Raw genomic sequence first — 1,818 nt, 5'->3', positions numbered from 1 at the left:
GCTGGGCGCGATGCGGCGCGCCGGGGCGCTGCAGTCCCGGCTGCGGGAGGTCGCCGCCGACGAGTCGTCCGCTTAGCGCGAACGGCGCCCTCCGGCCGGCTCGCGGCCCGTCCTGTAAAGATGAAGGAGTGCGGCACGACGACGTTCTCCGGCGCAGCGACCCGCGCCGGGTTGCGGTCCTGGCGGTGCACACCTCTCCGTTGGCCCAGCCGGGAACCGGCGACGCCGGAGGCATGAACGTCTACGTGTTGCAGACGGCGTTGCACCTGGCGCGGCGTGGCATCGAGGTGGAGATCTTCACCCGGGCCACCGCGTCGGCCGACCCACCGGTGGCCCACGTGGCGCCGGGTGTGCTGGTCCGCAACGTGGTGGCGGGGCCCTTCGAGGGCCTGGACAAATACGACCTGCCGACGCAGCTGTGCGCGTTCGCGGCCGCGGTGCTGCGCGCCGAGGCATCACACGAACCGGGCCACTACGACATCGTGCACTCCCACTATTGGCTGTCCGGTCAGGTCGGCTGGCTCGCCCGGGACCGCTGGGCGGTGCCGTTGGTGCACACCGCACACACGCTGGCGGCGGTGAAAAACGCGGCCCTTGCCGACGGGGACGCGCCCGAGCCGCCGCTGCGCACGGTGGGCGAGCAGCAGGTCGTCGACGAAGCGGACCGGCTGATCGTCAACACCGATGACGAAGCCAGGCAACTGATTTCGATTCACCACGCCGACCCGGGGCGGATCGATGTGGTCCACCCCGGGGTGGACCTCGACGTGTTCCGCCCGGGCGATCGCCGGGCGGCCCGGGCCGCGCTGGGACTGCCGCTGGACGGTGACCTGGTGGCCTTCGTCGGGCGGATCCAGCCGCTGAAGGCCCCCGACATCGTGCTGCGCGCCGCGGCGAAACTGCCCGGGCTGCGCATCGTGGTGGCCGGGGCCGGCGCGGTGGTGGCCTCCGCCCTGCAGGCGGTCCACGCGGCCGCGGTCACCGGCGCATCGACCCTGAGCCTCGACGAGATCGCCGAGTCGGTGATCCGCGAGGCCGGGGCGGTCCCGTCGTTCCTGGGCTACCACGGCTACCCGGCGTCGATCTGCGCGTCGGTCAACGACCGGGTGGTGCATGGCATCCCGTCCGCCGCGGAAATACTGGCGCCCGGCGATTTGGTGTCCATCGATTGCGGCGCGGTGCTGGACGGCTGGCACGGCGACGCCGCCATCACCTTCGGGGTCGGCACGCTGGATGCCGCCGACGACGCGCTGTGCGCCGCGACCAGGGAGTCGCTGGAGGCCGGCATCGCGGCGATGGTGCCCGGCAACCGGTTGACCGACGTCGCGCACGCCATCGAAACGGGCACCCGCGCCGCCCAGTCCCGCTACGGGATCGCGTTCGGGATCGTGGAGGGCTACGGCGGCCACGGCATCGGCCGGCACATGCACATGGACCCCTTCCTGCCCAACGAGGGCTCCCCGGGGCGGGGCCCGCTGCTGGCGCCGGGCTCGGTGCTGGCCATCGAGCCGATGCTGACCCTGGGAACCGGCAAAACGCTGGTCCTCGACGACGCCTGGACCGTCACCACCGCAGACGGGTCGCGCGCCGCGCACTGGGAACACACCGTCGCGGTCACCGATGCCGGACCGCGCATCCTGACCCTTGCTTAGCCTGCTTAGCCTGCTGAACTGGCGACGATCGCAAGCGCGGCGAAGCCGGGCGCGGCGGGTCGTGGCCGTTGAACTGGCGACGATCGCAAGCGCGGCGAAGCCGGGCGCGGCGGGTCGTGGCCGTTGAACTGGCGACGATCGCAAGCGCGGCGAAGCCGGGCGCGGC

Annotated in this window: 1 protein-coding gene; it reads left to right on the top strand. The window is 72.7% G+C overall.

Translation table 11 applies throughout. From position 1 onward, the window contains the following. Window positions 1-128: 128 nt before the first annotated feature. Entirely contained in the window at window positions 129-1,652 is a 1,524-nt protein-coding gene (gene map, locus BN4348_RS58940; protein ID WP_084454759.1) for a type I methionyl aminopeptidase, read from the top strand. Window positions 1,653-1,818 lie beyond the last annotated feature (166 nt).

Origin of the sequence: Mycobacterium interjectum (assembly GCF_900078675.2) — a bacterium.
Taxonomy (GTDB): Bacteria; Actinomycetota; Actinomycetes; order Mycobacteriales; family Mycobacteriaceae; genus Mycobacterium; species Mycobacterium interjectum.
This window is presented reverse-complemented; position numbering and strand designations above follow the sequence as displayed.